Raw genomic sequence first — 2,560 nt, 5'->3', positions numbered from 1 at the left:
GACAAATATGCTACACTGTAAATGGTGCTGTGGATTGGTTAACATCTCCTACCGCATGACGGTTTAATTAAGGCTCCAACCACAGACCTTTGCAGTATTGTTAATCAGTTAGATACCGCCCGACGGTTTATTTAGAACGAGGTTACAAGAGCAAGGTGCCCTGTGGATAACAGCATCGAAAATAAATCTAATGGAGGTACAAAATGATATTTGTTGGAATTGATGTCGCAAAAGACAAGCACGATTGTTTTATCATCAGCTCAGAAAGAGAAGTTCTTGCCGATGTCTTTACTATATCAAACAGTAGAGAAGGTTTTGACTATCTTCTTCAAACAATCAATACCTGTACAGGTATTGGCGAAAAAATAAAGGTAGGACTTGAGGCAACCGGACATTACAGCTACAATCTTCTTGGATTTCTTCTTGACAACGATCTACCCACCTATGTCATAAATCCGTTGCATACCAACCTTTACCGTAAAAGTCTTACTCTCAGAAAAACAAAGACTGATCGAGTGGATGCAAGAACTATTGCTTCTATGCTTATGTCTGATGTGAGCCTCAAGCCCTACACAAACATAGCATACCACAATTCGGAGCTAAAGTCACTAACAAGATACAGATTTGATAAAGTTTCTGAACGAGCTAAATTAAAAACGTCTGTTTCAAGACTTGTTAATATACTGTTTCCTGAATTAGAAAATCTACTTCCAACTTTGCATACAGCTTCAGCCTATGCTTTGCTTAGTGAATTACCAAGTGCTAAACATATTGCTGAAGTCCATCTTACACGCCTTACAAATCTACTTTATACAGCTTCTAAAGGTCGTTACAATAGAGAAAAAGCTGTTCAAATCCGTGAAGCTGCCAGAAACTCTATCGGCACATATATGCCTGCCAAAGCATTGGAACTTAAACATACCATCAAACTTATCAGAGAGTTTAACAGCGAGATTACAGAAATCGAATCTGAAATTCAATCCATTATGGACAATATTGATTCCACTATTACAACAATTCCAGGGATTAGTTTTCGTATGGGGGCAATGATTATTGCTGAAATTGGAGATTTCAATAACTTTGATTCTCCCGACAAGATTTTAGCTTTTGCAGGTCTTTCCCCTTCTACATATCAATCAGGCAAACTTAATAATTGTTACTCACACATGGAAAAGCGTGGGTCTCGTTATTTGCGTTATGCGCTCTTCAATGCCACAAAGTTTGTCTGTAAGTGGTGTCCTGTTTTTGCTGATTACCTTGCTAAAAAGCGTTCTGAGGGTAAGCACTACTATGTCGCTATCTCTCATGCCGCTAAAAAGTTAGTTCGTCTTATCTTTGCTTTGCAGAAATCAGGTCAACCTTATTCAGCCAAAGCTTAATCATAACTTTATTTTTTTAATTCGGCGTCTTTGACGTCTGTTTCGTTGCGCCTTTTTTATCGTCACAACAATTCACAACATTTTTTTATTTTACTATTGACTTTTTATAGTTAGTCTCGTATTTACTTGACATCGCGTTTGGTAATCAGAACCGAGCCAATGATGTTGTATACAACAAATGCTGCCAATGAAAGTACCAAAGCACGAATTAAATTACTATTTTCCATAAACGAATTGCTTGGAATTTCAGTTTGAAACTTAAGCTGATACAGTGAGGGCAAATAATCTTCAATTAGAATTTCTGTTGAAAGCAGCTCACTAAGTTTATCGTTAGCTGCACCAACAAGTGAAGCAATAATATTGGTTGAACACAAAACTATATAAATGATTGCCGGAATTTTGCTTCCGCTAAGTTCAGTGAAAAATGCTGCAGCCAATCCAATCACAGTCAATAAGCAATATTCACCCAGCAGAAACATCGCAAATTCCTTCATATATACAAATTCAAAGCTGTTAATTAAACAGTTTGCCGTAATTAAACTTACAGTGACAGTAACGGACATAATAATTGCAGTATATACCATTACACAAGCTAACTTTGCCGCCTGAAAATAATATTTATGCCTTACCTTGCCAAGAACATTCTTGCAGAAACCATTCTTGTAAAATTCACCTACAAAGCACGCAATAAATATAACAACAAACAAAACACTAAGTGATATATATGGGGCGCATACATTATTAGGACAAGCAACAGAAGTATCGGCTATATTCATAGCTACAGTCCAGCCATCTTCGGTTTCTTGTGAAACCACAGCAGATGTTGATTGCCCCTCAGATGCTTCAAATGCCTGATTCATTACAGGGGATAAAATATAAAGCATTCCTGTCATAAACAAGGCACACACAACTATCGTAATATAGAAGCTGCGGGTTTTGAACATTCTTACTAATTCCATGCGTATTACATTAAACATAAACATACCCCCTCCGCTCAGTTCGCTTTGCTTATCAGGTCAATAAAATAATCTTCAAGGCTCTCATTCTTTCGGCCGATTGACTGCACAGGGATTCCCGCCTTGCTCAGATTTGCGTTAATCAGTGCGCTGTCCTCGATGTGGTTGAGAACATGAACGGTCTGCTTGTCAACGACCTTGTAGCTGATGCCGCCGATTTCATCC

Annotated in this window: 2 protein-coding genes and 1 pseudogene; 1 reads left to right on the top strand and 2 read right to left on the bottom strand. The window is 38.0% G+C overall.

Annotated features, from left to right (window positions below; translation table 11 throughout):
* Window positions 1-203 precede the first annotated feature (203 nt).
* Window positions 204-1,379, top strand: coding sequence for an IS110 family transposase (locus ACJMMI_RS03795; protein WP_405353707.1), 1,176 nt, complete (start codon window positions 204-206; stop codon window positions 1,377-1,379).
* Between the two features lie 122 nt (window positions 1,380-1,501).
* On the opposite strand, the gene ACJMMI_RS03790 is transcribed toward ACJMMI_RS03795, so the two are convergent.
* Together ACJMMI_RS03790 and ACJMMI_RS03785 are read right to left on the bottom strand one after the other, a co-directional pair.
* Window positions 1,502-2,356: a hypothetical protein gene (locus tag ACJMMI_RS03790; RefSeq protein ID WP_405353705.1), complete on the bottom strand. Its 855-nt coding sequence runs from the start codon at window positions 2,354-2,356 to the stop codon at window positions 1,502-1,504.
* 17 nt (window positions 2,357-2,373) lie between these two features.
* Window positions 2,374-2,560, bottom strand: a pseudogene (locus ACJMMI_RS03785) (hypothetical protein); the annotation flags it as partial.

It is taken from the genome of Ruminococcus sp. (assembly GCF_045129435.1).
Classification (GTDB): Bacteria; Bacillota; Clostridia; order Oscillospirales; family Acutalibacteraceae; genus Ruminococcoides.
Note: the sequence above shows the minus strand (reverse complement) of the source record. Positions and strands in the feature narration are given on the sequence as shown.